The sequence below is a fragment of the Palleronia sp. LCG004 genome (genome assembly GCF_032931615.1).
Lineage (GTDB): Bacteria > Pseudomonadota > Alphaproteobacteria > Rhodobacterales > Rhodobacteraceae > Palleronia.
In genome coordinates, this window is record NZ_CP136760.1 from 353,552 (window position 1) to 376,490 (window position 22,939).

At 68.0% G+C, this 22,939-nt stretch carries 20 protein-coding genes; 9 read left to right on the forward strand and 11 right to left on the reverse strand.

Annotated elements, in window-relative coordinates; all coding sequences use genetic code 11:
- Positions 1–49 precede the first annotated feature (49 nt).
- The 4 genes from RVY76_RS16115 to kdgD all read right to left on the reverse strand — a co-directional run bounded on the left by RVY76_RS16115 (position 50) and on the right by kdgD (position 4,470).
- Positions 50–1,642, reverse strand: a complete 1,593-nt coding sequence (locus tag RVY76_RS16115; protein WP_317376915.1) for an ABC transporter substrate-binding protein — start codon at positions 1,640–1,642, stop codon at positions 50–52.
- A gap of 68 nt (positions 1,643–1,710) precedes the next feature.
- Positions 1,711–2,367, reverse strand: a complete 657-nt coding sequence (locus tag RVY76_RS16120; RefSeq protein WP_317376916.1) for an SGNH/GDSL hydrolase family protein — start codon at positions 2,365–2,367, stop codon at positions 1,711–1,713.
- A 40-nt stretch (positions 2,368–2,407) separates the two neighbouring features.
- Positions 2,408–3,556, reverse strand: a complete 1,149-nt coding sequence (locus RVY76_RS16125) for a mandelate racemase family protein (protein WP_317376917.1) — start codon at positions 3,554–3,556, stop codon at positions 2,408–2,410.
- Positions 3,553–4,470, reverse strand: coding sequence for a 5-dehydro-4-deoxyglucarate dehydratase (gene kdgD, locus RVY76_RS16130; RefSeq protein ID WP_317376918.1), 918 nt, complete (start codon positions 4,468–4,470; stop codon positions 3,553–3,555). The genes RVY76_RS16125 and kdgD overlap by 4 nt, the downstream gene beginning before the upstream one ends.
- Positions 4,471–4,707: 237 nt before the next feature.
- On the opposite strand from kdgD, the gene RVY76_RS16135 reads away from it, so the two are divergent.
- Positions 4,708–6,222 carry an aldehyde dehydrogenase (NADP(+)) gene (locus RVY76_RS16135; RefSeq protein WP_317376919.1) on the forward strand — a complete coding sequence of 505 codons (1,515 nt, stop codon included), beginning with the start codon at positions 4,708–4,710 and terminating at the stop codon, positions 6,220–6,222.
- A gap of 105 nt (positions 6,223–6,327) precedes the next feature.
- On the opposite strand, the gene RVY76_RS16140 is transcribed toward RVY76_RS16135, so the two are convergent.
- The 7 genes from RVY76_RS16140 to RVY76_RS16170 form a co-directional block, all read right to left on the reverse strand.
- Positions 6,328–6,969 carry a TetR/AcrR family transcriptional regulator gene (locus tag RVY76_RS16140; RefSeq protein ID WP_317374465.1) on the reverse strand — a complete coding sequence of 214 codons (642 nt, stop codon included), beginning with the start codon at positions 6,967–6,969 and terminating at the stop codon, positions 6,328–6,330.
- 43 nt (positions 6,970–7,012) lie between these two features.
- Positions 7,013–7,840, reverse strand: a complete 828-nt coding sequence (locus tag RVY76_RS16145) for a sugar phosphate isomerase/epimerase family protein (protein ID WP_317376920.1) — start codon at positions 7,838–7,840, stop codon at positions 7,013–7,015.
- Positions 7,837–8,982, reverse strand: a complete 1,146-nt coding sequence (locus RVY76_RS16150) for a dihydrodipicolinate synthase family protein (protein WP_410796041.1) — start codon at positions 8,980–8,982, stop codon at positions 7,837–7,839. Before RVY76_RS16150 ends, RVY76_RS16145 begins: the two co-directional genes overlap by 4 nt.
- On the reverse strand, positions 8,979–10,112 hold the full coding sequence (locus tag RVY76_RS16155) for a Gfo/Idh/MocA family protein (RefSeq protein WP_410796049.1): 1,134 nt from the start codon (positions 10,110–10,112) through the stop codon (positions 8,979–8,981). The genes RVY76_RS16150 and RVY76_RS16155 overlap by 4 nt, the downstream gene beginning before the upstream one ends.
- 187 nt (positions 10,113–10,299) lie before the next feature.
- Complete coding sequence (locus RVY76_RS16160) at positions 10,300–11,820, reverse strand: tripartite tricarboxylate transporter permease (RefSeq protein WP_317376922.1); 1,521 nt, start codon at positions 11,818–11,820, stop codon at positions 10,300–10,302.
- On the reverse strand, positions 11,817–12,296 hold the full coding sequence (locus RVY76_RS16165; RefSeq protein WP_317376923.1) for a tripartite tricarboxylate transporter TctB family protein: 480 nt from the start codon (positions 12,294–12,296) through the stop codon (positions 11,817–11,819). Before RVY76_RS16165 ends, RVY76_RS16160 begins: the two co-directional genes overlap by 4 nt.
- Before the next feature lie 71 nt (positions 12,297–12,367).
- Positions 12,368–13,387 (reverse strand): tripartite tricarboxylate transporter substrate binding protein, encoded by a 1,020-nt coding sequence (locus tag RVY76_RS16170; protein WP_317376924.1) that lies wholly within the window; start codon positions 13,385–13,387, stop codon positions 12,368–12,370.
- Positions 13,388–13,718: 331 nt separating this feature from the next.
- Between RVY76_RS16170 and RVY76_RS16175 the strand changes: the two genes are divergently transcribed.
- The 8 genes from RVY76_RS16175 to RVY76_RS16210 all read left to right on the forward strand — a co-directional run bounded on the left by RVY76_RS16175 (position 13,719) and on the right by RVY76_RS16210 (position 22,939).
- Entirely contained in the window at positions 13,719–15,095 is a 1,377-nt protein-coding gene (locus RVY76_RS16175) for an HD-GYP domain-containing protein (RefSeq protein ID WP_317376925.1), read from the forward strand.
- A 245-nt stretch (positions 15,096–15,340) separates the two neighbouring features.
- Positions 15,341–16,165, forward strand: a complete 825-nt coding sequence (locus RVY76_RS16180) for an SDR family oxidoreductase (RefSeq protein ID WP_317376926.1) — start codon at positions 15,341–15,343, stop codon at positions 16,163–16,165.
- Positions 16,166–16,189: 24 nt separating this feature from the next.
- Positions 16,190–17,191 carry a BMP family ABC transporter substrate-binding protein gene (locus RVY76_RS16185; RefSeq protein ID WP_317376927.1) on the forward strand — a complete coding sequence of 334 codons (1,002 nt, stop codon included), beginning with the start codon at positions 16,190–16,192 and terminating at the stop codon, positions 17,189–17,191.
- 14 nt (positions 17,192–17,205) lie between these two features.
- Positions 17,206–18,717 (forward strand): ABC transporter ATP-binding protein, encoded by a 1,512-nt coding sequence (locus RVY76_RS16190; protein ID WP_317376928.1) that lies wholly within the window; start codon positions 17,206–17,208, stop codon positions 18,715–18,717.
- Positions 18,714–19,751 carry an ABC transporter permease gene (locus tag RVY76_RS16195; RefSeq protein ID WP_317376929.1) on the forward strand — a complete coding sequence of 346 codons (1,038 nt, stop codon included), beginning with the start codon at positions 18,714–18,716 and terminating at the stop codon, positions 19,749–19,751. The genes RVY76_RS16190 and RVY76_RS16195 overlap by 4 nt, the downstream gene beginning before the upstream one ends.
- Positions 19,748–20,653, forward strand: a complete 906-nt coding sequence (locus RVY76_RS16200; protein ID WP_317376930.1) for an ABC transporter permease — start codon at positions 19,748–19,750, stop codon at positions 20,651–20,653. The genes RVY76_RS16195 and RVY76_RS16200 overlap by 4 nt, the downstream gene beginning before the upstream one ends.
- Positions 20,654–20,667: 14 nt before the next feature.
- A complete protein-coding gene (locus tag RVY76_RS16205; protein WP_317376931.1) occupies positions 20,668–21,612 on the forward strand; it encodes a nucleoside hydrolase in 945 nt (314 codons plus the stop codon).
- Between the two features lie 286 nt (positions 21,613–21,898).
- Entirely contained in the window at positions 21,899–22,939 is a 1,041-nt protein-coding gene (locus tag RVY76_RS16210; RefSeq protein ID WP_317376932.1) for a LacI family DNA-binding transcriptional regulator, read from the forward strand.

The following is a 22,939-nucleotide window of genomic DNA, read 5'->3' on the forward strand; positions in this document are numbered from 1 at the left end:
AACAGGGCGCGACCGAAGCCGCGCCCTGCATGATCAGGTCGATCGACCCTCAGCGGTTTTTCGTGACGTCCTCGAACCGCGACGTCCAGACATCGACGACGACACCTTCGACATCGTCCTGATAGGCGGCGGTCACGACCACCTCCGAGAAGGGCTGGATCGACATGACCAGCTCCTGCATGCGGGCCTGGATGTCGGCATACATCTGTTCCTGGACCTCGACGTCGCCCTCGACGAGCGCGTTCTCGATCATCTCGTTCAACTCCTCGTCGAAGAAGCTCGTGCGCCAGCCCTGGTAGTTGGTCAGACCCGCCTCGTCGGAATTGTCGGGGTTGTAGGCCACCGCGCGCAGGTTGCTGTCTGGATGCGGGTTCTGACCGCCGCCGCCACGACCGACCAGCATATCGAATTCGCGCGACCGCATCGCCCCGTAGATCTGTCCCCCGTCGCCGGTGATGATCTCGGCATTGATCCCGGCCTGCGCCAGCGTTCCCTGGATCGCCGTCGCGCTGTCGAGGAATTCCTGTTCCGAGATCACGCGCAACGTGGTGTCGAACCCGTCGGGATACCCGGCTTCGGCCAGCAGTTCCTTCGCGCGTTCGACATCGAGCTCGTAGCCCGGATCGTCGGCCGCGGCGAAGGCGTAGGAATTGACCGGCACCTGACGCTCGACCCCGAAATAGGGCATGATCGCGCTGTTGATCCCGTCGTAATCGATCAGATAGCGCAGCGCCTCGCGCACCTTCGGGTTGGCGAGGATCTCGTTCTTCATCGAGACCCCGAGATAATAGAACCCCGCACTCGGCACGGTTTCGACCGTGATGTCCTCGTTCGCCTCGAGCGCGCGCAGATCGGCCGCCCCGAGCGAATAGCCGATGTCCAGATCGCCCTGTTCGAGCGCTAGACGCTGGCTCTGGCTTTCGGGGAGGTGGCGCATCAGCACGCGCTCCATCGACGGCTCATCGCCCCAGTATTCGGGATTCTTCGTCAGGATGACGTATTCGTTGGCGCGCCACTGGTTGAGCGTGAAGGCACCCGATCCGGCCGAGTTGTTGGTCAGCCACGCCGTGCCCATGTCGCCGTCGTCGTGCTCCTCGACCACCGCCCGGTCGAGGATCGAGCCCGGACCGTTCATCGTGAGTGTCATCATCAGCAAGCGCGGATCGTCCGCCTGCGGAAGGTGCAGGCGGAGCGTCTTGTCATCGACCACCTCGGTCATCTCTTCGATGTTCTCGGCCGTGTAGCCGCGACTGACGAGCCACGTGGATTGCGCGAGGTTCAGCTTGATCGGCCGACGCAGGCTGTAGGCGACATCCTCGGCCGTCACGGGATTGCCCGAGGCGAAGGTCGCGTCGGGGTCGATCTGGAACGTGATCGACCGGTTGTCCTCGGCCACCTCCCAGCTCGTGGCGATGGACGGGACCAGTTCGTATGTCTCGGGGTCGAGGCGCACGATCGTGTCGTAGACGTTGTTGAGGATCTGGACCGCGTCCGCCCCGGTGATGGCCGCCGGGTCGAGCGTCAGGACGTTGTTCATGTCGAAGCCGACGATCAGCTGGTCGTCCGGCGTTTCGGCATCGGCGAGACCCGCCTGCCCGAGCAGCAGCGCGCCGAGCGCTGCGGATGCGAGAAGATGTTTCATGTATTCCTCCTGTTGGACGCCCCTTGTCTCTCCCGGGCGCGTTGAATCGGCACGTTCCGCGACCGGCGTCACTCCTCCCCGGTCGGCGGTGTCGAAAGTCCGAGGATGCGTGCCACCGGTTCGATAAGCGCCGAGCCGATGGCGCGGGTCTGATCGCGGTGCAGATGCACGCCGTCTTCCTCCGAGGCCGTCGCGACGGTGGCGGCATCGAAGAAATGCGCCCCCTCCTCGCGCGCGACATCGGCGTAGAGCGACGGGAAGCGCAGCGATTGGGGAATGCGGTCGGGGCCGTCCGGCATCCGGCCCGTCGCCTGCCTGCAGGCGGGCGGTGCGACGACGAGGATCTCTGGCACATGTCCCTTGGGCTTGTATCTCTGCGTCCGCGTCAGCTGCACCAGCCGACGGATTCCCGCCTGCGAATTCGCGGCCGTCGCCCCGTGGATCGGCTTCAGGTCGTTCGTCCCGAGCATCAGGATCACGAGATCGAGCGGCATGTGCGCGGCCAGCGCCACCGGAAGGGTCTTCACCGAATTCCGGCAGCACGGCCCGCTATGGTCGTCGAAGCACGTGGTGCGCCCCCCGACCCCGTCATGGATGACCCGCGCCAAACCGGAAAGCCCGGCCTCCAGCACCGATGGCCAGAGATCGGCATGAGGGTGCCTCAGCGTCGTGACGGGGTCGGCCCCCCAGGTCAGGCTGTCGCCGTAGGCAAGGACGCTCTTCACCGCGGCGCCCTCCAGGGTCTTGGGCCTTCGGGGTCGCTGGTCATGCGACGCGCCGGTTCTCGATGGCGTCGAAATCGAACGCCTCTCCCAGCCCCGGCCGATCCGGCACGTGGACGAAACCGTCCCCGTCCATCGGATCGCTGAGCTCGGTCAGGTAGTCGAACCCGTCGTCGTATTCGAGGAACGGATGCAGCAAGCCCCGCTCGTACCACCGGCAGTTCTTGGCGGATGCGACGACATGCAGGTTCATCGCCTGGTTGCCGTGAACCTCGCATTCCATGCCGAAGGCTTCGGCCATGCGCATCGTCTTCAGCGCGGGGGTGATGCCGCCCACGTCGTTGACCCCCGTGCGCAGGATGTCGCATGCCCCGGCCCGGACCCATTCGGCCCGGTGCCAGTGCTTGCCGGCCGCGCTTTCGGGTCCGACCACCGGGATGTCTAGATTGTCGGAGAGCCACTTGTATGATGACATCGACTGCTCGTCCATCGGCTCCTCGATCCAGTCGAAGCCGAGCTTCTCGAGTCCCCTCCCCAGCGCCAGGGCGTCGGTACGCGAATACCAGTGGAACGCGTCGATCATGAGCCTGATATCGGGGCCCACGGCCTCTCTCACGGCGGCGCAGGCCTTCAGGTCCATCTTCACATCGGGCGCCCATGAGACCGGCGGCATCCATGTATGGAGCTTGATCCCCTTGTAGCCGCGCGCGACCAGTTTCTCGGCGAACCGTCCGTAATCCTCGGGCGTGGCAAGCCCGTTCTCGATCTCGTCGCCGCACATGATCGACCCGTAGGCCAGAACCTTGTCGCGGTACGCCCCGATCAGCTTGTGGACGGGCTGGCCCAGCGTGCGCCCCGCAAGGTCCCACAACGCGCAATCCACGGCGGCAAGCGTCCGGTCGGTCAGCTGCGCCGCCGATCCGCGCTGCCAATGCGCGAGGTCCTGCCACAGCCGTTCGCGGTCGCGGTGATCCTGTCCCATCAGGACCTTGCGCACGAACTTGTCGATGACGTGGGGTCGGACGATTTCGGGGGGAACGACGGTGTATCCCTCGTGCCCGTCCTCGGTGCGGATGGTCAGCAGCGCCTGCCGGACGTCATGCGGCTCGCCGGGATGGGCATGGCCCGCGCTGTCGGAATGGCGGCGCGTCGTCGTCTCGAAGATCTTTACGGTGATGTCGGTGATGATCATGCCGCGGCCCTGGCATTGTTGGCGTCGATCAGGTCGGAAAGGATGCGCTCCTCCTCCCGGGTCAGATCCGTCAGAGGCGCCCGCACCGGACCCGCATCGAAGCCCTGCATCCTTACGCCGGCCTTAATGGCCGCGACGGCATAGCCCTGCCTGCGGGACCGCAACTCCATGAACGGATAGAAGAAATCTTTCAGGATCGCCTCGCAGGTCGCCCTGTCCCCGCCGCGCAGCGCGCCGTAGAACCGGTTGGCAAGCGCAGGCACGAAGTTGAACACGGCCGAGGAATAGGTCGTGAACCCCGCCCCGAGATAAGCCTCCGCAAAGAGTTCGGCCGTCGGCATTCCGCCCAGATATGTCAGCCGGTCGCCCATGGTCGCCGTGATCTGGCGGATCGTCCCGATATCGCCGGTGCCGTCCTTGAAGCCGACGAGGTTCGGGCAGACCTCGCAGAGCCGGGCCAGCGTGTCCGCGGTCAGCTGCGCGTTGTCGCGGTTGTAGACCATGACGCCGATGCCGACGCTGTCGCAGACGGCCCTGATATGGTGGAACATTCCGTCCTGCGGCGCATCGATCAGGTAATGGGGCAACAGGAGGATTCCGTCCGCCCCGGCCTTCTCGGCATTGCGCGCGATATCGACGGCCATCGCGGTGCCGTATCCGCAGCCCGAGACGATGGCCGTGTCGCCCGCCGCCTCCTTGGCGGCCCGGACGATCGCCGGGATCTCGTCGGGGGTGAGCGAAAAGAATTCGCCCGTCCCCCCTGCCGCGAAGAGAACCGGCGCGTCGAACCCCGTCAGCCACGAGATGTGGCGCTGATAGGGATCGGGCACGAACCGACCGTCGGCGTCAAACGGCGTCACGGGGAAGGAAAGCAGGCCCGATCCGAGTGAAGCCTTGAGTGTCGATATGTCCATGCGCGGCGTCTCCGATTGTTCGGATGCCTTCTTGCCCGCAGGATCGCCTTGTGTCAATAATGATATGATGACTTGGACGTGCCATCATATGATGCGGGGCGCGAAGATCCCGGCGCGTGGCAGCCGATCGTTGCCGCGATGGCCCGCGACACTCCGTTCCACCCCGCCCCGGCACGCGAGGCGACCCCGTGCGGAAGCCCCTTCCGCGACCGACCTGATCCGAAGAAAGAGGACGACATGACCTTCACCCCCAGCGGCAAGCACCTGATCTCCGGCGAATGGGTCGCCGGAGCGGCGACCTTCCGATCCGCGCCCGCCCATGGTGCCGCTCACGATTTCTCGGTCGGCACGCCCGATCTGGTGGACCGCGCCTGCGAGGCGGCCGAGGCGGCCTTCCAGGCCTATGCCGACACCACCCGCGACGAACGTGCGGCCTTCCTCGAGGCGATCGCGGACCAGATCGACGCGCGCGGTGCCGACATCACCGCCATCGGCACGTCCGAGACCGGTCTGCCCGAGGCCCGGCTCGAAGGCGAACGGGGCCGCACGGTGGGCCAGCTGCGCCTCTTCGCCAGCCACATCCGCGACGGCGCCTATCTCGACCGGCGCCACGATGCGGCCCTGCCCGACCGGGCCCCCATGCCGCGCCCCGACCTTCGGATGATCCAGCGGCCCATCGGGCCCGTGGCCGTCTTCGGCGCCTCGAACTTTCCGCTGGCCTTCTCGACGGCCGGGGGCGACACCGCCGCCGCGCTGGCCGCCGGCTGCACGGTGGTCGTCAAGGGCCACTCCGCCCATCCCGGCACGGGCGAGATCGTGGCCGAGGCGATCGACGCCGCGATCCGCGAAACCGGCATGCCCGCGGGCGTCTTCAGCCTGATCCAGGGCGGCAAGCGCGACGTGGGCACGGCGCTGGTGCAGCATCCGCTGATCAAGGCCGTCGGTTTCACCGGATCGCTCGCCGGGGGGCGTGCCCTCTTCGATCTCTGCGCGCAACGGGACGAGCCGATCCCATTCTTCGGAGAGCTGGGCAGCGTCAATCCGATGTTCTGCCTGCCCGCCGCCATGTCCGCCCGCGCCGACGCGCTCGGCACCGGCTGGGCCGGGTCGCTGACCATGGGGGCCGGTCAGTTCTGCACCAATCCGGGCATCGCGGTCGTTCTCGACGACGCCCATGCCGACACGATGCGCGATGCGGCCCGATCCGCGCTCGCGGCGATGGGCCCCCAGACCATGCTGACCGACGGCATCGCGGCGGCCTACAGGGACGGGGCCCGGGCAATGTCCGCCGAGGCCGGCGTGACCGCTGTGGTCGCGACCGAACCGGCGGATCGCAGCGGCACGCCGTTCCTCTTCGAAACCGACGCCGAGGCGTGGCTGGGCAACCACCGGCTGGCCGAAGAGGTCTTCGGCCCGCTGGGGCTGATCGTGCGCTGCAAGGATCGCGCGCAGATGGAAGAAGTCGCGCGCAGCCTCAGGGGGCAGCTGACGGTGACGCTGCAGATGGACGACGATGACGCCGACATGGCGCGATCCCTCCTCCCGATCCTCGAACGCAAGGCCGGACGCATTCTCGCCAACGGCTTTCCGACGGGCGTCGAGGTCGCCGACACCATGGTCCATGGCGGCCCCTACCCGGCCTCGACCAATTTCGGTGCGACCAGCGTCGGCACCCTGTCGATCCGCCGCTTCCTCCGGCCCGTCTGCTACCAGAACATCCCCGAAGGTGTCCTGCCCGCGGACATCGCCTGAAACAGCGGTCCCCGCATCGCTTCACCACGGGGCCGCCGCGGGTACCACCAGCTGCCTCGACGCGGGACATCCCGCCCCCTTTCGACATGTATCGCGGAGCTCTTTTCAATCTGTTTTGATTGTGAGCCATGCGAGGAGCATATCGGATGCTTCTTCTGCGCGGCGTTCGATCCACGGGTCGTCGAGGGGGAGGTCGAAGACGACGCGGAGGGTGTGCATGTTGGAGATCGGGAAGTAGCACAGGGAGGCGACCGAGACGTAGAACTCGGCCGGGTCCACGTCGGGTCGGAAGACGCCCTGCTCGGCCCCCTGGGCGAGGATCCTCGTGAGGCGCTTGACGAGGACGGACTGGATCTCGGCCGCGTCGTGCATCCGGGCGACCGTCTGGCCGCCCATCAGGTTCTCGGAGTTGAGGATGCGGATGAACCACGGCTTGCGCCGGAAGTGGTCCATCGTGAAGCGCACCAGCTCGCGCACCGCCTCGCGCGGATCGTCGGGATCGAGCGCGAGCTGCTCCTCGCCGCGGCGGATCTGCACGTAGGCCTCGCGCAGCGCGGCGGCGTAGATCGCGTCCTTGTCGCCGAAGTAGTCGTAGATCATCGGCTTCGACACGCCCGCGCGCGCCGCGATGCGGTCCACCCGCGCGCCCGAATGCCCCATGCTCGAGAACTCCTCGAGCGCGGCCTGCAGGATCTCCTCGCGCGTGCGCTCGGCGTTGCGGCGGCGGCGGACCGGGGGCTTGGTCATGGCTGTCATCCTTCGCGATGCCGCGGACCGGCTCCGCGACGCTCTAGCAGGCGGTCCGTCCGCGGTCCACGATCGTCGCCAGGACCTCGTCGGGATCGCGCCGCCACCAGTCGCGATCCGAGAAGATCTCGACCTCGGCGAGCCCGTCGAAGCCCTGCGCCTCGACCAGCCCGCGCAGGCGCGGGATGTCGATCACGCCGTCGCCCATCATGCCCCGGTCGGTCAGCAGGTCGCGCGTCGGCACCAGCCAGTCGCAGACGTGGAACGCCATGATCCGCGCGGACCCCGCCCGCGCGATCTGCGCGGCGAGATCCGGGTCCCACCAGACGTGATAGACGTCGAGCGCGACACCGATCCCCCCGCCCAGACGGTCGCAGATGTCGAGCGCGTGGGCGGTCGTGTTCACGCAGGCCCGGTCGGCGGCATACATCGGATGCAGCGGCTCGATCGCGATCTTCACGCCCGCCCCCCGCGCATGCTCGAGCGTGCGGGCGAGCCCCTCCTCGACCAGATCCCAGGCGCGGGGCAGATCCTTCGACCCCCGCGCGAGCCCCCCCACCACCATGACGAGGCATTCGGCCCCGATGGCGGCGGCCTCGTCCACGGCGCGCCTGTTGTCGTCGACGACGCCTTGGTCGATCGCGCCGCTCTCGGTGAACCAGCCGCCCCGGCAGAGCCCCGAGACCTGCAGGCCCGCATCGCGGATCGCCCGCGCCGCGGTCCGGGCGCCCATCTCGTGGAGCTTGTCGCGCCAGGGCGAGATCCCCCCGATCCCGTGCCGCGCGCAGCCCTCGATGCATTGCGCGAGGGTCCATTGCTCGCGCAATGTCGCGGTGTTGAGCGACAGCCGCTCGGGCCCGAGCCCGCTCATGCCGCAACCCCGCGCGCGGCGAAGACCGCGCGGGCGCGCGCCGCCGCCATGTCGGGATCGGCGATCAGCCCGGCCGCGTTGGCGAGCCGCACGATCTCGGCCAGGTGCAGCGTCGATCGCGTGCTCTCCTGCCCGCCCACCATGGTGAAGTGGTCCTGGTGGCCGTTGAGATAGGCCATGAACACCACGCCGGTCTTGTAGAACCGCGTGGGCGCGCGGAAGATGTGGCGCGACAGCGGCACGGTCGGCGCGAAGGCCCCGTGATAGGCCGCGGCGTCGCCCCGGGCCAGCTCCGACAGCGCCCGGGCCGCGACGGGGGCGATCGGGTCGAAGATGCCCAGCAGCGCGTGGGAATGGCCCTCCGCGTCGCCCTCGATCAGGTCGGGATAGTTGAAGTCGTCGCCGGTATACATGACCACGCCCTCGGGCAGGCGGCGGCGCATGGCGATCTCCTTCTCGGCCGAGAGCAGGCTGATCTTGATGCCGTCGACCTTGTCGGCGTTCTCGGCGATGACCGACAGGCACGTCTCCATCGCCGCCATGTGGTCGCCCGAGCCCCAGTACCCCTCCAGCGCGGGGTCGAACATCTCGCCCAGCCAGTGCAGGATCGCGGGCCGCCCGAGCCCCGACAGCACGCGGCCATAGACCCGCGCGTAATCCTCGGGGCCCGCGGCCGCCCTCGCCAGCGCGCGCGAGGCCATCAGGATCACCCGGCTGCCGGCCGCCTCGACCGCCTCGCACTGCTCCTCGTAGGCGCGGATCACGTCGTCGATCGTGACCTCGGGCCCCGGAGCGAGGTGGTCGGTCCCCGCCCCGCTCGCGACGAGCGCGCCGCGCCCCTTCGCCAGCTCGGTCGAGCGGCGGATGAGCTCGAGCGAGGTCGGCCAGTCGAGCCCCATGCCCCGCTGCGCGGTATCCATCGCCTCGGCCACGCCGAAGCCCAGATCCCAGAGATGCTCGCGGAAGGCCAGCGTGCGGTCCCAGTCGAGCGCGACGTCGACCCACGGATCGGCCTCGGCCAGCGGATCGGCCACCACATGGGCCGCGGCATAGGCCGTGCGGGTCCAGTCGCCCCCCCTCGCGGGCGCGGGGCCCGCTTCGAGCGTGACGGACCCGCCGGGCAGGTTCAGGACCGCGCTCACAGCCCCAGATCCTCGAGGTCGACCCAGCGACGCTCCTTCGACGACAGGTAGCCCGCCTGCGCCAGCTGCACGCCCTTGGCCCCCTCGGCCAGCGTGTAGGAGAACGGCGCATCCTCGGCCACGTGGCGCAGGAACTGCTCCCACTGCACCTTGAAGCCGTTGTCGAAGACCGTGTTGTCGGGGACCTCCTCCCAGTTCTCGAAGAAGTCGATCTGCTGCGGCTCGTCGGGGTTCCAGACGGGCTTGGGCGTGTTGACGCGGTGCTGCGACCAGCAATCGTGCAGGCCCGCCACCGCCGAGCCGTGCGTCCCGTCGATCTGGAACGTCACCAGGTCGTCGCGGCGCACCCGCGTGCACCAGCTGGAATTGATATGCGCCACGATCTCGCCGTCGGGACCGTCGAGCAGGAAGGTCGCGTAGGCCGCGTCGTCGGCCGTGGCCCTGAACCGCGCGCCCGCCTCGTCGAGGCGCGTGTCCACATGGGTGAAGCCCAGGCAGCTCACCGACTTCACCGGGGCCACCACGTTGTCGAGCACGTAGCGCCAGTGGCACAGCATGTCCGAGATCATCCCGCCCCCGTCCTCGGCGCGGTAGTTCCACGACGGACGCTGCGGCGCGAGGTCGTCGCCGGTGAAGACCCAGTAGCCGAACTCGCCCTTCACGCTCAGCATCTTGCCGAAGAAGCCCAGATCCCGCAGACGCCTCAGCTTCACGAGCCCCGGCAGGTCGAGCTTGTCGTGCACGATGCCGTTCTTCACACCCTTCTCGCGGGCATGGCGCGCGATGGCGACCGCCTCGTCGAGCCCCTCGCTCACGGGCTTCTCCGAATAGACGTGCTTGCCCGCGTCGATCGCGCGCCGCAGCAGGCCCGGACGCATCTGCGTCGAGGCCGCGTCGAAGAACACCGTGTCGTCGGGATTGGCCAGCGCCGCGTCGAGATCGGTCGTGAACCGCTCCACCCCGTGCCGGCGGGCCAGCGCCTCGATCTTGTCGACGTTGCGCCCCACGATGATCGGATCGGGCATCAGCCGCGAGCCGTCCGAAAGCGTCACGCCCCCCTGAGCGCGGATCGCCAGAACCGACCGGATCAGGTGCTGGTTCATCCCCATCCGCCCGGTCACGCCGTGCATGATGATGCCGATGCGTTGGTGTTTCACTCTCCCGCTCCTCCTGCTGCTTTCCTCCCCCGAACCCATAAACCTACCGAATGGTAGGGTCAATCGCGAAAAATATCCCCGCCAACACCCCGCCAACTCCGCGCCAACACTGAGAGGTCGCCCCGACACACAGGTTTCGCCGCGAAACCTGTCAGGGCGGTCAGGCGTCGCGACGATTCCGACGTGCGAGGAGTTGCGAGATCCTGCGCCGGACGAACCCGATATTGGCCAGGATCGACACGGCGATCAGCAGAACGAATGCAGCAGAAACCGGCCGCGTGAAGAACGGCGTGAGATCCCCGTCGCTGAGTGTCAGACCCCGCCTAAGGCTCTTGTCGAGCAGGTCGCCCAGGATGATCCCCAGCACCAGCGGAGCCATCGGGTATTTCATCTGCCGCAACAGAAACCCGACGAGGCCGAACCCGACCATTACCCAGATGTCGAAGATCCGCTGGCTCAGCGCGTAGGTTCCGATCACGCAGAGCACGAAGACCACCGGCATCAGATGGGCATAGGGCACCCGCAGCACCTGCACGAAGGCCCGCGTCAGCGTCAGTCCGTAGAACCCCATGAAGAGCGTCGCGAGGATCAGCATGGCCGCGACCGAGGAGATGAATTGCGGTTGCTCGATCATGATGAGCGGGCCGGGGCGGATGCCGTGGATGAAGAGCGCCGCGATCAGGACCGCGGAGCTGGCCGAGCCGGGCACGGCGAGCGTGATCGCGGGGATGAGCGAGCCCGGAACCACCGCGGAATTGCCGGTCTCGGCGGCGGTCAGGCCCTCGTAGCTGCCCTTGCCGTAGCGGTCGGCCTCCTTGCTGGTGCGGCGCGCGGCGACGTAGCTGGCCCAGGCACCGATATCCTCGCCCACGCCGGGGACGATGCCGACCAGCGTGCCGATGATGCCCGACCGGATCGAGGTGACCTTGTAGCGCCAGAGATCGGCGAGTTTGGGAATGATCCGGTCGCTCTTGTCCTTGGCGGTGGCGAGCACGCCGGCCCTGCCCCACATCGCGTTCAGAACTTCGGCGAATCCGAAGGCACCGACCATCGCGGGGATCAGCCCGATGCCACCGTTGAGGTCGGAAAACCCCATGTTAAACCGGATATGCGCGTGGATGCCCTCGGAACCCACCATCGCGACCATCAGGCCCAGGATACCCGCGATATAGCCCTTGACCGGCGTGGTGTCGGCGGTGAGCTGCCCCGAGATCACGACCCCGAAGACGGCGAGCCAGAAGAACTCGAAGCTGCCGAAATTGAGTGCGGCCTCGGCCAGAGGCGGCGCGATCATCACCAGCAGCACGATCCCCACCAGCGTTCCCACCATCGAGCCCGCGGTGGCGAGGCCCATCGCGTAGCCCGCGCGCCCCTGCTGGGCCAGCGGATAGCCGTCGAGCGAGGTCGCCGCACTGGCCGGCGTGCCGGGAATGTTGAGCAGGATCGCGCTGCGCGATCCGCCGTAGATCGCGCCCACATACATGCAGAGCAGGACGAGGATCGCCGTCGTGCTGTCGAGCGAGTAGGTCAGCGTGGTCATGAGGGCCACACCCATGGTGGCCGTCAGGCCCGGAAGGCTGCCGATGACGATCCCGAGAAGCGTGGACCACGCCGCGTGAAAGATCATCGTGGGCGTGAGCAGGGAGAGCAGTTCGCTCCCGAGGCTGGCGATCGCGTTCATGGCAGCCGCACCAGGAAGACTTCGGAGAAGAGGATCGATGTCCCGAAGGCCGTGCAGGCCGCGAGGATCGCGGCCCCGACGACCGCCTTGACCCGTGCCCCCCTGTCACCGTTTTCCGGCCATCCGAAGATGGCGGCGAAGGCGAAGACGAAGATGCCCGTGGACCACAGGAACGGGAGCCACCCCACCAGGATCAGCGCATAGACGAGGCATGTCCCCGCCGTGAGGCCGAGCCGCAGCCAGGACCCGTCCGCCAGGACCGGGTCGCGATCGGCACCGCGCGACGCCTCGCGCCAGAGGAGCACCGCGCAGATCACCATGAGCCCGCCGAGGATCATCGGGACGAGCCCCGGAATGGAGGCGGGATGGATCTGGCGGAATTCCAGCCGGTCCATCCGGAACCCGCCCACCGCCATCGCCAGACCCAGCGCGCCGAGCACGCCCGCCATCAGCCGATCGGCCATGGTCATCTGCATGGATCGCTCCTCCCCTCAAAGATGCGGGGGACGGCCTCCCGCCGTCCCCCGCGATGTCTCCTCCCGGCCCGTCAGCTTTCGGGGCAGTCGATCCCGATCTCGGAGGGATCGATGACCGCCTCGCCGCGGGTCACGCGCGAACAGGCCTCGGCGATCACGACGGGCATCGCCTGATCCAGCGCGTCCTCGCCATAGCTGGGCGCGAAGACGGCCCCGCGATCGTTGGCGTATTTCTTGAGCGCATCGTTGTTCATCACGTGCTCCTCCCACACGCGGTCAACGGTGTCGTAGACTTCCTGCGGGGCACCCACGGGGATGAACACGCCGAAATAATCCGCCGCGACATGGAAATCGGGAATGAAGTCGGTGATGGGCGGGACCGGATCGATCCCGTCGACCTCGAGCGTTTCGTCCGACAGCACGGTCAGCGGACGAAGACGCCCCGCCCGCACCATCTCGGTCTGCTCCACGGCGAGCTGGGTCGTGGCCACGACCTCGCCCGATGCGGCGGCGATTACCGCGGGGTTGCCGCCGTCATAGGTGATCATGCGCGCACCCGAGAGGTCGCTCTGCGCGCCTTCGCGGATCGCGGCGAGCGCCATGCCGCCCGAGCTGTTGATGCCCGCCGTGCCGACCGTGACCGATCCGTCCTCCATCGCCGCGAGCAGGGCGGGAAAGTCCTGGTATTCGCTGTTGGCGTTGACGCTGACCAGCGGCACGTTCGCCACGTGCAGATAGATGCGGTAATCGTCGATCGAGGTGTCGGGAACCAGTCCCGTCACCGCATAGGTCGCATTGTTGGCGATCGCGTTCGCGGTCCAGGTATAGCCGTCGCGCGGCGCGTCGAGCGCGGCCGCCGTGCCGGTCGAGCCCGACGCACCCGGCTGGTTGACCACGACGACCTCGGTTCCCAGCGCCTCCTCCAGGATGGGTGCCACGACGCGCGTAACCTGGTCGGTCGATCCCCCCGCAGCCCACGGCACGATGATGTTGATGGGCCGGTCCGGCTGCCATGTCGCGTCCTGCGCGATCGCGGCCGGTGCGGTCAGACATGTCGCGGCGGCAAGCGCCCTCGTCAATCCGGTAAGCATCTGGATCCCCCCTTGGCTACCGCGTGGTAGGTTACGAGAACGGGTCAATCTGTCAAGTTTTCATTTCGAACGGCGGGCCCGTCTCGACCGGCTCCGCCGTACGGAACGGAGAGCGGCGAACGCGGATATCCGGAGCCATTCACCCGAAAACGCGTCCCGTCCCGGCACCGTCAAAAAGCAAGCATTCGTTAAGGTTCGGGAATTAGGACTAAGCCTGCGTGGCAGATCTGCCGTGTGGCCTGGCCCACCCGGTCGACCCCTTCCATTCAAACAGGTTTTTACAAGTGATGGCCTTCCCCCGGGGAAGGCCGTTTTCGTGGGCGTCGTCGGGATGAAACATTTTGCAGATTTCCGGCCGCACGATCGCTGGCCGGACGGGCTGGGCACGCTTCGGCTGTCGGAACTTCTGGGATCGCTCAGCCACGCGCTCGACGCCACCGAAGGGCAGCCCGCCGGTCATGCGATCCGCGTGACGGCAATCGGCGACGAGATCGGATGCCGTCTGGGCCTTCCCGTGGAGGAGCGTCACGATCTCTACTACACACTGTTGCTGAAGGACCTGGGCTGCTCCTCCAACGCCGCGCGGATCTGCGAGCTGTATCTCGCCGACGACATGGAGTTCAAACAGGCCTTCAAGCTGATCGACGGCACGACGCGATCGGCGCTGCACTTCCTGCTCCGCGAAACGGCGCGGGGGAATTCGACGATCCGGCGCGCGAAGACGCTGATCTCGGTGATCCGGAATGCAGGGCCCATCGTGGACGAGCTGATCGAGACGCGATGCCAGCAGGGGTCCTCCATCGCATGCACGATGGGGTTCTCGGATCGGGTCGCGCGCGGCATCCATGCGCTCGACGAACACTGGGACGGCTCCGGGCGGCCCGAGCATTTGTCGGGAGAGGAGATCCCGCTCGGCGCGCGCATCGCGCTGGTCGCGCAGGTGGCTGACGTGTTCATGCAATCGGGTGGTATCGACAATGCGATCGACGAGATTTCGAGCCGCAGCGGAACCTGGTTCGATCCAGCCGTCGCTCGGGTCGCCGTCGCGGTCCTGAAGGATCCGTCCCTGCGCGCGCGGCTCGCCGCCCCGGACCTTGCGCGTGCCGTCTTCTCGAACCCGGCCGTGATCGGGGCGGCGGACCTCACCGACGACAAGATGGACCGCATCATCGCGGGGTTCTCGAAGGTCATCGACGCCAAGAGCCCCTTCACCAACAACCATTCGCAACGCGTGGCGGGATATGTCGATCGCGTGACGGCCACGCTCGGATACGACGGACACTGCCGCGCCTGGATGCGCCGCTCGGCCCTGCTCCACGATATCGGGAAGCTCGGGGTGCCGAACCGCATCCTCGACAAGCCCGGCAAGCTCGACACCGGCGAGCGCAGGGTGATCGAGTCCCATACGCTGATCGGGCGGAAGATCCTCGGCAAGATCGGCGTCTTCGCGCGGTCGGCGCACCTGGCCGAGGCGCATCACGAACGGCTCGACGGGATGGGATACCCCTACAGGCTGGGCGCGAACGACCTGACGCTCGACGTCCGGGTCCTGACGGTCACGGATATCTACGACGCCCTGTCGGCCGAGCGCCCCTACAAGCCCGCGCTGCCGCGCGAGCGCGTGCACGAGATCATGTCCGGGATGGTCGGAACGTCGATCGACGGCATGTGCTACGACGCGCTGACAAGCGCGATTGCCGGGGACTAGCCTCCGGATCTGCGCCACCATCGCGCCTGAAACCCCGCGTCGGGGTCGAGGCATCTGCCGCCTCCGGCAGGCATGACGGCAACCCGATCCTCGCGCCGGTTCCAGCCTGCCCGCTTTTCGACCCATCCGCCCAATCTTTGGGCTGTCGCTCCCGGGTGCCGCGCCGTGGGCACGCCGCCGCGTTGACCTCGCGTCGCGGCGGGCGTCACTGGCTGCGACGCGGGAAGGCCGACCGAGGGGACGGGATGGGCGAATACAAGACTTACCGATCCGACCACAGGCTCGCCGAGCGTGCAGCCCCCGTTCCGGGCCGTCACGCGGACCGCGCGATCCTCGTGACCGGCGGAGCGAGCGGGATCGGCCATGCGGTGGCCGGGCGGCTCGTGGCCGAGGGCGCACGCGTGATGATCGCCGACCTCGCCACGGACCAGCTCGACGAGATCGCCGGAAAGCTGGGTGCCGCGGCGATCGCCTGCGACGTGTCGGACCCCGACGCGACGGGGCCCGCGATGGCAAAGGTCGCAGAGAGGCTCGGGCCGCTCGACGGCCTCGTCAACTGCGCCGCGGTGGTGCGCCATTGCGATCCGCTCGAGATTTCCCGCGCGGATTGGGAGATGCAATACAGGGTCAACGTCTTCGGTGCCTACGACATGGCCGTCGCCGCGGCCAAGGCGATGATCGCCGCCGAGAAGCCCGGCGCGATCGTCACCCTCGCCTCAGAGGCGGGCAAGAAGGGCCATCTCGACAGCCTCGCCTATTCCAGCTCGAAGGCGGCCGTGATCTCGTGGACGCGCATCCTCGCCGCGCGGCTCGCCCCCTACGACATCAACGTCAACTGCGTCTGCCCCGGCGGCGTGGCCACGCCGATGCTGCGGCAGGTGGCGGCCGATTACGGCAAGGTGACGGGCGAGGACCCCGAGAGCGTCTTCGCCCAGATGACGATGCCGCAGCTCGGCCGCCATATCGCCCCGGCCGAGGTCGCGGCCGTGATCTCGTTCCTTCTCGGCGACGACGCCATTCTGGTGCGCGGACAGGCGATCAACGCCGATGCGGGCGACACCCCCTACTGATCTCGATCCGGAGAAGAGACGACAATGACATCCAGGATACTTGCCGCCACGCTCGCGCTTATCGCGACACCGCTCGCCGCCCAGGATTACCGGAGCGTGATATACGTCTCGCCCAACCCGGTCGGCATCAACGACTTCCTGCAGCTCGGGGCCGACGGCACGCGCCGCATCGCCGAGGAGATGGGCCTCGAGGCCAAGATCTACGAAAGCTCCGATCCGACGGTGAAGCTGCAGAACCTCGAAGCCGCGGCGCGCGAGGCCGACATCGTCGTCGTCATCACCTTCGAGTTCGACGAGATCCTGACCGAGATCGCCACCGAGCATCCCGAAACGGCCTTCCTGCAGGTCGACAGCTGCGCGCCCGACGCGCCCGAGAACGTCCATTGCTCGGTCTTCCGCGAACACGAAACCGCGTTCCTCGCGGGGGCCGAGGCGGCGCTGACGTCCGAAACGGGGACGATCGGTGCCATCGGCGCGGTCGATATCCCCTTCATCCACCGCTACACGGATGCCTTCATCGCCGGCGCACGCCACGCGGTGCCCGACATCGACGTGGCGCCGACCCTCTGGATCGGGGGCGACAATCCCTTCGCCGATCCCGCGCGCGGACAGCAGCGGGCGACCATCATGGCATCGGGCGGGGCCGACCGGATCCTGACCGCCGCCTCCGGCACCAATGGCGGCGTGTTCCGCGCGCTCGAGGACTTCCCCGGCGCGGCGGGCTTCGGCGTCGACGTGAACCAGTGCCTTCAGGCACCCGGAACCGTCATGGACAACATCGAGAAGAACACCGACGTCGTGATCGAGATGGGCGTGCGCGGCATCATCGAAGGCACGCAGCCCGCCCTCGTGGCGCTCGGCCTTGCCGATGACGGCATGACGCTGACCGGGCTCGAACCGGGGGTCGAGGACAGCGAGTGCCTCATCGCCGAGTATCCCGAGGTCATCGAACAGGTCGCGGCCCTTCGCGACGCCATCGTCGCGGGCGAGATCGAGGTCGCCGATCCGATGCAGATGGCGCGCTAGCGCGGATCGCGGCGATGAACTGGGAGATCGAGACCGTCGGGCTGACCAAGCGGTTCGGAGCGCTGACGGCCACCGATCATGTCGACCTGCGCGTCGCCCGTGCCGAGGTTCACGCGGTCATGGGCGAGAACGGCGCGGGCAAGTCGACGCTGATGTCGATGCTCTACGGTCTCGTCGCACCGGACGAGGGCGAGATCGTGATCGACGGGCGGCAGGTCCGCTTCGGCTCGGCGCTCGATGCGATCGACCACGGGCTCGGCATGGTGCACCAGGCCTTCAAGCTGTTCGAGGATCTGACCGTCTGGGAGAACGTCGTCATGGGGGCCGAGCCGCGACGCCGCGGGTTTCTCGACCGGGGACGCGCGATCGCGGCGGTGCGCGCGCTGACCGAGCGTTACGACCTGCGGGTCGACGTGACGCGCCGGGTCCGCGAGCTTTCGGTCGGCATCCGCCAGCGGGTCGAGATCCTCAAGGCGCTCTATCGCGATGCCCGCATCCTGATCCTGGACGAGCCCACCGCCGTCCTCACCCCGCAGGAACGCGACGGCCTCTTCGGCGTCATCCGGACGCTGCGGGCGGACGGGCGGACGATCCTCTTCGTCACGCACAAGCTGCACGAGGTGATGGAGATCACAGACAATGTGAGCGTGCTGCGCCACGGCAAGCTGGTCGCGCGGATGAAGACGCGCGAGAGCAGCCCCGAAGCCATCATCGGCGCGATGACCGGCCGGTCGGTCAATCTCGACGTCGCCAAGGCACCGGCGCGTCCCGGACAGGTGGTCTTGAAGCTCGACCGCGTCTCGGTCGGCGCGGGGCCCAAGCCTGTCGTCGACGCGGTGTCCTTCGAGGTGCGCGCGGGCGAGATCGTCGGCATCGCGGGCGTCGCCGGCAACGGCCAGAGCGAGCTGATCGAGGCGGTCGCGGGCCTGCGCGCCGCATCCGGCCGCATCGCGCTGAAGGATCGCGACCTCGGAGGGCTCGACGTGGCCGGACGCCGCCGCGCGGGGCTGGCCTACATCCCCGAGGATCGCGCCACGACCGGCACGGCGGCCGGGGCCAGCGCCGCCGAGAACATGCTGATGGGCCGTCAGGACGATCCGTCGCTGGTGCGCGGGCCGCTTTTGAACGAGACCGCCATCGCGGCCCATTCAAGGCACCTCATCGCAACGAACGACATCCGCATCCCGTCGGAGCGGAGCGACGTGGCGACGCTGTCGGGCGGCAACCTGCAGAAGGTCGTCATCGCGCGCGAGCTCGACCGCGGCGCGCCGCTTCTGATCGCCGAGCAGCCGACGCGCGGCGTCGATGTAGGCGCGATCGAGGCGATCCATGCGCGCCTTGTGGCCGAGCGTGACGCGGGCCGCGCGATCCTGCTGGTCTCGGCCGAGATGTCCGAGATCCTCGGGCTCTCGGACCGGATCCTCGTCATGTACGAAGGCCGGATCCTTGCCGATATTCCCGCCGGAACGGCGAGCGAGGCGCAACTCGGCCTGCTGATGGCCGGTCGTGCGGAACCCGCGGCATGAAGGCCGCGCTCGAGATCCTGCGACCCGGTCCCGTCGCGCTCGCCGTCCTGTCGGGCCTCGTGATCGGCGCGCTCATGCTGCTCGCCTCGGGCGACGACCCCGTCGCGGCCTACCGGGAGATCGTCGAGGGGGCCTTCGCCCCGCGAAACTGGTCCAACACGCTCTCATGGGCCATCCCGCTCGTGGGCATGACGCTCGTCGCCGCGATCCCGCTGCGCGGTGGCATGGTCAATCTCGGCGGCGACGGCCAGATCGTGATCGGCGGTTTCGCCGGAGCGGTCGTGCCGGTCTACCTCGCCGATCTACTGCCCCTGCCTGGCGTCCTGCTCATCTGCGCGGCGATGCTCTGCGCGATGCTGGCCGCGGGGCTCTGGGCTGCGCTCGCGGCCCTGGGCGAGACGCGGCTGGGCATCCCCATGCTCGTGACTTCCCTGCTGCTGTCCTATCCGGCCATCGGCATCACCTCATGGGCGACCGGCTTTCCGCTCCGCGACACCGCGACCGGGCTGCCGCAGACCCGGGCGATCCCGGCCGCCGCCGAACTCCCCGACCTGCCCGGGCCGCTCAGCACGGGGCTCGTCCTCATGCTGATCGTGGTGGCGACCGTCATCTTCGTCGATCGCCGGACCGTCGCCGGATACGAGCTCAGGATGCGCGGGCTGAACCGTCGCTTCGCCGAATATGGCGGCGTCCGGACCGAACGGCAGAGCATCGCCACGATGTTCGCGAGCGGGGCGATCGCGGGGCTGGTGGGCGCGATCGTGATCCTCGAGACGCATCACCGTTTCCAGAACGGCGCGCTCGTCTCGCCGGGCTACACCTGGTCGGGCCTGATGGCCGCGCTTCTGGCAGGGGGCAACCCGCTCAAGGCGGTGATCGCGGGCTTCTTCTTCGCCGCGTTGCAGACGGGCGGCTTCGCGATGCAGCGCGAGATCCAGGTCCCGCGCGTCCTGTCGATGGTGCTGCAGGCAATCATCATCCTCTTCGTCTCGCTTCGCTACGGGACCGCGCGTCCGGGACGGCGCAAGCGATGAACATGCTCAACGCCTTCACCGTCAACGCCACCGTCCAGGGCATGACGCCGATCCTGCTGGCGGCGCTCGCGGGCGTGCTCTGCGGGCGTGTGGGCGTCTTCAATATCGCACTCGAAGGCAAGATCCTGATCGGGGCCTTCTTCGCCATCGCCGGAAGCTTCTACACCGGATCGGCGCTCGGCGGCATCGCGGCGGGCATGCTCGCCACCATGATCTTCGCCTCGATCCTCGCGCTCGGCGTGACGCGGTTCGGCGGCGACAGCATCGTGATCTGCATCGGAATGAACCTCCTGGCCTCGGGGCTGACCGCCTACCTCCTGGGGCAGATGTTCGGGCAGTCGGGCGTGTTCTCCGATCCCGCCATCGCCGAGCTCGACCGCATCGTCATTCCGCAGATCGCGACCGTTCCCTGGATCGGCTGGATTCTGTCGCGGCAGACGCCGATCACCTACGCCTCATGGGTGCTGGTCCTCGTCATCGCTGTCATTCTCTTTCGCACGCCCCTCGGGCTGCGGCTTCGCGGGATCGGGCAGAACCCCGACGCCGCGCGCACCCTCGGCATCGACGTCGACCGGACGAAGTTCTGGACCGTGATCGTCGCGGGCGCGCTCTGCGGCCTCGCGGGCGCGCAGCTTTCGATCGGAACGGTCGGCATCTTCGCCGAGGACATGAGCGCGGGGCGCGGCTGGATCGCGGTCGTGGCCGTGATGCTGGCGCGGGACAATCCGATCTGGGCGGCGGCGGTCTGCCTCGTCTTCGCCTTTGCCGACACGCTGTCGGTACAGCTTCAGGCGCAGGGGCTCCCGAACCAGCTGACCGACACGGTGCCCTACGTCATCACGCTCGCCGCGCTGGTGCTGGGGGCCCTGCGCGGACGACGCCGGCGACTGGCGCCGGCCTGAATTAAGGACAAGGAATGACACGCAAGATCCTGATGGATGTCGATACCGGCATCGACGACGCGCTCGCCATCTACTACGCGCTGCGCCATCCCGAACTCGACCCGGTGGGCTTCACCTGCGTCTACGGCAATACCGATGTCGAGATCGCGACCGCGAACACCTTGCGCATCCTCGATCTCGCGGGCCGCGCGGACATTCCCGTGGCGGCCGGCGCGGCGCGCTCGCTCATCAATCCCTATACGCGCGAGGCCGATTTCGTCCATGGCGGCAACGGCCTCGGCGATGTCGACCTGCCCGAGCCCTCGGCGACCGCCACCGACGAACATGCCGCCGACTTCATCATCCGCACGATCAAGGAGATGCCGGGAGAGATCACGCTCTGCCCCGTCGGGCCGATGACGAACGTGGGCATCGCGCTGGCCAAGGCACCCGAGATCGCGGGGCTGGTCGCATCGGTGATCGTGATGGGATCGACCCTGTCGCATCCGGGCATCCAGGGCGTCGCACGTCCGATGGTGGACGCGAATTTCCACAACGACCCCGAAGCGGCGCATATCCTCATGCAATCCGGCGCGCCGATCACGGTCGTGGGGATGGACGCCACGATGACCACGCTGATGTCGCGCGAGATGATGGCCGATATCGAGGCGAACGGCACCGATGCGTCGCGCATGCTGATGCGCATCGCCGAATTCTATGTCCGTTCCTACGAGACGATGCATCCCGGCATCGCGGGCTGCCCGCTGCACGACCCGCTTGCCGTGGCGGCCTGCCATGCCCCCGACCTCCTGCAGCTCGAACGGATGCGGATCGACATCGAGCTGTCGGGCCACCTGACCCGCGGACAGGCCATCCCGGATCGCCGCCCCGCCGGGCTCGCCCGTGCCAATTGCGCGGTCGCGACCGGGGTCGATGCCCCCCGCTTCGAGGCGATGTTCCACGAGACGATGCTTCTCTGAGGTCGGAACGGCACCCGACCACCGGTCCATCCCGAAGATGATCGCCGCCCTCTGCGGCGGTTGACGCCTCGCGGGCGATGGCCGGTGCTTCGCTCTCCGGCCACGATCCAGCCCCTGAACCCGCAGCAACACCGCGCCCGGTCGTCAGGCCGGGCTGTTTGCCGTTTCCGGACGAACGGGCAAGGCCGTCTTTCCGGAGCGGTCGAATTTTCGGCGAACCGACAGAAAGTTCTTGCAACGCTCCCGGCGATGTTGTGCGCTGGTAAAGCGGTTTACCGGGTGTGAAATGGCGAATCTCAGCGATGTTGCGAAGAAGGCAGGCGTTTCGGTCGCGACCGTTTCGCGTTTCCTGAACGGCTCGCTCTCGCTTCCCGAGGCGCGGGCGCAGCAGATCCGCGATGCCGTGGCCGAGCTTCGCTACGTACCCAATCCCCACGCCCGGCGGCTGTCGCGCGGACGCTCCGACGCGGTGGGCCTCGTCGTTCCCGACATCGCGGGTCCGTTCTTCTCCCATCTCGTCGCCGCGATCGAGGAGGAGGCCGACCGGCTCGATCTGGGGCTCGTCCTGCACGCCACCCTGAACCGCCCCGCGCGCGAGATGCGCTATCTCGACGGGCTCAGGATGCGTCACCTCGACGGGATGATCTTCGTGACGAACCGCGCCGCGGACGACACGCTCCTCGACGCGGTAAGTTCCTGCCGCAATCTCGTTTTGCTCGACGAGGACGTGCCCGGCGCGCGGGTTCCCAAGGTCTTCTGCGACAACGAGGCGGGCGGACGCATGGCCGGCGCACATCTGGCCGCGATGGGTCACCGGTCGGTCCTCTTCGTCGGCGGCATCGAGGAGATGATCTCGGGCAGGCGACGGCTCCGCGGGTTCGAGCAGGCGATGGCCGAAGGGTCCGACGGCCCCGTCCGCATCGACCGGGTCCGCGGCACCTACACGCCCGAGACGGGCCGCGAGGCCGGACGCCGGTTCCTGCGGATGGACCCCCGCCCCACGGCGATCTTCGCGTCGTCGGACGAGATCCTGATCGGACTGATCGAGGTGCTGCGCGATGCGCTGGTCTCGATCCCCGGCGACGTCTCGATCCTGGGTTTCGACGATGTCGGGCCCCTCCACCTCTTTTCTCCGCCCGTCACCGCGATCCGCCAGCCGGTCCGCGATCTGGGGCGAAGCGCTCTCGGGATGCTGCTCGAGACGCTGAAGGACGACACGGGCGAAACGGCTTCGACAGAAAAGCTGCTTCCCGTGACCCTGGTCGAGCGGGCCTCCGTCGCCCCGCCGGCCGGAAACGCCAAGCGACGCTCAACAGGAAGGACATGA

Bases quoted from the DNA above. Each gene is read 5' to 3' on its own strand.
- RVY76_RS16115 (WP_317376915.1), bottom strand. From the start codon at position 1,642: ATGAAACATCTTCTCGCATCCGCAGCGCTCGGCGCGCTGCTGCTCGGG.
- RVY76_RS16125 (WP_317376917.1), bottom strand. From the start codon at position 3,556: ATGATCATCACCGACATCACCGTAAAGATCTTCGAGACGACGACGCGC.
- kdgD (WP_317376918.1), bottom strand. From the start codon at position 4,470: ATGGACATATCGACACTCAAGGCTTCACTCGGATCGGGCCTGCTTTCC.
- RVY76_RS16135 (WP_317376919.1), top strand. From the start codon at position 4,708: ATGACCTTCACCCCCAGCGGCAAGCACCTGATCTCCGGCGAATGGGTC.
- RVY76_RS16140 (WP_317374465.1), bottom strand. From the start codon at position 6,969: ATGACCAAGCCCCCGGTCCGCCGCCGCCGCAACGCCGAGCGCACGCGC.
- RVY76_RS16145 (WP_317376920.1), bottom strand. From the start codon at position 7,840: ATGAGCGGGCTCGGGCCCGAGCGGCTGTCGCTCAACACCGCGACATTG.
- RVY76_RS16155 (WP_410796049.1), bottom strand. From the start codon at position 10,112: ATGCACGGCGTGACCGGGCGGATGGGGATGAACCAGCACCTGATCCGG.
- RVY76_RS16160 (WP_317376922.1), bottom strand. From the start codon at position 11,820: ATGAACGCGATCGCCAGCCTCGGGAGCGAACTGCTCTCCCTGCTCACG.
- RVY76_RS16165 (WP_317376923.1), bottom strand. From the start codon at position 12,296: ATGCAGATGACCATGGCCGATCGGCTGATGGCGGGCGTGCTCGGCGCG.
- RVY76_RS16170 (WP_317376924.1), bottom strand. From the start codon at position 13,387: ATGCTTACCGGATTGACGAGGGCGCTTGCCGCCGCGACATGTCTGACC.
- RVY76_RS16175 (WP_317376925.1), top strand. From the start codon at position 13,719: ATGAAACATTTTGCAGATTTCCGGCCGCACGATCGCTGGCCGGACGGG.
- RVY76_RS16180 (WP_317376926.1), top strand. From the start codon at position 15,341: ATGGGCGAATACAAGACTTACCGATCCGACCACAGGCTCGCCGAGCGT.
- RVY76_RS16185 (WP_317376927.1), top strand. From the start codon at position 16,190: ATGACATCCAGGATACTTGCCGCCACGCTCGCGCTTATCGCGACACCG.
- RVY76_RS16190 (WP_317376928.1), top strand. From the start codon at position 17,206: ATGAACTGGGAGATCGAGACCGTCGGGCTGACCAAGCGGTTCGGAGCG.
- RVY76_RS16195 (WP_317376929.1), top strand. From the start codon at position 18,714: ATGAAGGCCGCGCTCGAGATCCTGCGACCCGGTCCCGTCGCGCTCGCC.
- RVY76_RS16200 (WP_317376930.1), top strand. From the start codon at position 19,748: ATGAACATGCTCAACGCCTTCACCGTCAACGCCACCGTCCAGGGCATG.
- RVY76_RS16205 (WP_317376931.1), top strand. From the start codon at position 20,668: ATGACACGCAAGATCCTGATGGATGTCGATACCGGCATCGACGACGCG.
- RVY76_RS16210 (WP_317376932.1), top strand. From the start codon at position 21,899: ATGGCGAATCTCAGCGATGTTGCGAAGAAGGCAGGCGTTTCGGTCGCG.